3 protein-coding genes and 1 pseudogene are annotated in these 2,900 nt (G+C 25.3%); all 4 read right to left on the bottom strand.

All coding sequences use genetic code 11. The features are described 5' to 3' along the window. Positions 1–1,443: pseudogene (locus tag Q0J90_RS08730) on the bottom strand (hypothetical protein); the annotation flags it as partial. Positions 1,444–1,466: 23 nt separating this feature from the next. Continuing rightward, on the bottom strand, positions 1,467–1,895 hold the full coding sequence (locus Q0J90_RS08725; protein WP_297277536.1) for a hypothetical protein: 429 nt from the start codon (positions 1,893–1,895) through the stop codon (positions 1,467–1,469). A 63-nt stretch (positions 1,896–1,958) separates the two neighbouring features. Further along, positions 1,959–2,495, bottom strand: a complete 537-nt coding sequence (locus Q0J90_RS08720) for a hypothetical protein (RefSeq protein ID WP_297277535.1) — start codon at positions 2,493–2,495, stop codon at positions 1,959–1,961. Further along, positions 2,470–2,757 carry an endonuclease gene (locus Q0J90_RS08715; protein ID WP_297277534.1) on the bottom strand — a complete coding sequence of 96 codons (288 nt, stop codon included), beginning with the start codon at positions 2,755–2,757 and terminating at the stop codon, positions 2,470–2,472. The genes Q0J90_RS08720 and Q0J90_RS08715 overlap by 26 nt, the downstream gene beginning before the upstream one ends. Positions 2,758–2,900 lie beyond the last annotated feature (143 nt).

Genomic DNA, 2,900 nt, shown 5'->3' with positions numbered 1-2,900 from the left:
ATGCATTATTTCTAAATAATAAAAAGTACAATAAATATTGGCATACATACTTGATAATGAAGACATATCCGTTAATTCTTTTCTTAAATAATATTTAAGAGGCTTATTTTTATTAGAAATTATCATGTTATTAGCTTCTATATAATAGCTGTCATTTTGATCAGTTTTTATATCAAAATAATTTTCTAAAGCAAAATGTGAAAACAATATAAAAGACGCTGATGTTGTTTCTTGTATAAGTTCTCCTTTTATTACTGCTTTACCATCTGCATTTTGAATATTCTTCTCTTTTTCTATTTTTTGAACATCAGCATTTTTAGGAGCTGTCAGATTAAATGTTAGTATTTCCTCATATTCTATATTGCTGCCGTCTGTATGCTTTATTTCTAAACCATATAAAGTGCAATATAGATTTGCATATATAGGAGATAATGAAGACATATCAGCAGTTTCTTTTTTTATATAGTATTTAATAGGTTTATTTTTATTAGAAGTTATCATACTTCCAGCTTCTATATAATGGCTGTCATTTTGATCAGTTTTGATATCAAAATAATTTTCCAAAGTAATATGTGAAAATAATACAAAAGATACTGATATTGTTTCTTGTATAAGTTCTCCTTTTATTACTGCTTTACCATCTGCATTTTGAATATTAAGAAATGAACAATATATACTTCCTAATATAGCTGGTATATACTCTTGATTATTCTTTATATTTGTTATTGGTATTTCTATATTAATATTTATACTATATTCTTTGTTTTCAAATCTTGAATCGTCTTGTTTTTTTATATGAAAAATAGGCATTCCAAAAACTGTATTAAAAGAATATTTTAAATCTTGTATTCCTTCAATAATTATCTCATTTTCTTTAGCATTAGTTTCTATATTTATAAACTGAAGTAATTCACTACGTATAGCTCCAAAATCTTTTATATCATCTATTTGCTTAACTATATAACTAAAATCAAATCCGTTTCCAGTATTAATATATTTTAGATTTCCTTTTAATATATATTTATCAGTATTCTTTTCTAATATAAGAGTATAAACATCCTGCACTTCATCTATATGAGAAACATTATTAATATCTTTATCGCTTATTAATTTTATTTCATATCTTTCTTTAAGCTCATTCTTAAATCTAGGAAAATCATATTCTGAAAAAAAATCTAAATTAGCATTGTCATTATTAAAAGATATTTTATCAGCAGATGATGGAAGTTGTGAAGATTCTCCGTTTCCTAAACCATCAATTCTTTCTTTTAATTCATTTATACTAGAATGTAAATCTTTTATATTAGAAACTGGAGCTTCATTAGCCTGACCGCCTTTTAATTTTTCTACATTTGATATTATTTGATTAATATCTTCAGCATATACAGTTGTTTCTCCTTGCTGAGCTGGTACTTCATTATATTCTGTAGGTTTTTCAAGCATAATAAAACTCCTATACTAAAAAATTATACAATTTTTGTATTAATATCTGGTTCTGAATCTTTTATTTTTTCTTTGTATTTTTTGAATAATAAAATAATTAAAATAATTAAAAAGACAGCATATATAATATATTTAAAAATATTAAACTCCATAAAAATTACATCAATAATTATACTAATAGATATAATTTTGTCGCATATTAGAATAAATATTATATCTTCCTTTGAAAATAATAATTTACCATTTTCTATAATATATTTTTTATTCTGCATGCGTACAATATTTAAAGCAGTAAAAATTATAAATAATATATTTAAAGATATATATTTATGAGGATTAAAATCCCCCATTATAAAATCACAGCCTGCACTAACTGTAAGCATTATAAAGTATACTATAATGCTTGCTTTATACTCTTTTACTTTGTCCCATATTCTTTTAAGAACATTCATATTTTTATATACTCCTTTTATTTTTTATCTTTGTATTTATAGTAATTAGTTCCAGTTTGTATGTTATACCATAATTGCCATTCGCCTATTTTTATAATACTTTCCTGATATCTTCTCATTAAATCCTGCCGATTTGTTGCTGACTTTATAATAAATATTTCTGGAGGCGTAGAAAGCGGTACTTTGACATATTTTATTTTTGTACTGCATGAAGTTAATACTATTAAAATACTTATAAAAATTATTAGATATACTATTAAATGTTTCATATTCTGTCCTTGTCAGCTTTTCTTTGTCTATGCTTTTAATCATAGCATCAGAATTACTAAAACTATTTTGGAACTTTTCATTTTCTTTAATAAACAGTATCTCATTTTGAAGCGTCTGAGCCTGAAGCTCCAAGCCCTTAATATTCTCCTGATACTGTGCTATCTCTTTTTCCTTTTGCCTTATAGTATTATTTTTATATGCTATAACTGAAAAGCATACAAAACATACTAAAGCAATAATAACCGCTGCTATTATTGACTTTCCTAATTTAGTTCCGCTGAAAGCGGACAGTCGTCTCAAAAAACTAAAAAACATTGTCGATGTAATCATTCTTACTCCTTTTCATTATTTTTTTATCATCATTACTATTATTGTTTCTTAATATCTTCAAAAAGCCTCTTAAATCGCTTCCCATGCTTACGCTGCTAAGTCCTAATACTATAATAAGCAACGCAACAGCCCAATCCTGAGCTGGAGTTAATCCTTTTATTACTATCAAATAAAATACAACTACCCAGCCTAAAATGAAGCTGATTATGCTTGTATAGATGCTTACTTTTTTATTGGCATTATGTTTGTCTATAAAACTCATTTATCTAACTCCATTGTATTTTAAATTGTCGTGAAATATGCCTAGAAGAAACTTCTGCAGATATTCAAGATTTTCTAAAACTATCTCACTGTCTTTGATAGTTGTTTCAGTAAAATTATTATTGATAAATACATCATAGCTTT

The sequence above is a fragment of the uncultured Brachyspira sp. genome (assembly GCF_944390595.1).
Lineage (GTDB): Bacteria > Spirochaetota > Brachyspiria > Brachyspirales > Brachyspiraceae > Brachyspira.
This window is presented reverse-complemented; position numbering and strand designations above follow the sequence as displayed.

Bases quoted from the DNA above. Each gene is read 5' to 3' on its own strand.
- Q0J90_RS08725 (WP_297277536.1), bottom strand. From the start codon at position 1,895: ATGAATGTTCTTAAAAGAATATGGGACAAAGTAAAAGAGTATAAAGCA.
- Q0J90_RS08720 (WP_297277535.1), bottom strand. From the start codon at position 2,495: ATGATTACATCGACAATGTTTTTTAGTTTTTTGAGACGACTGTCCGCT.
- Q0J90_RS08715 (WP_297277534.1), bottom strand. From the start codon at position 2,757: ATGAGTTTTATAGACAAACATAATGCCAATAAAAAAGTAAGCATCTAT.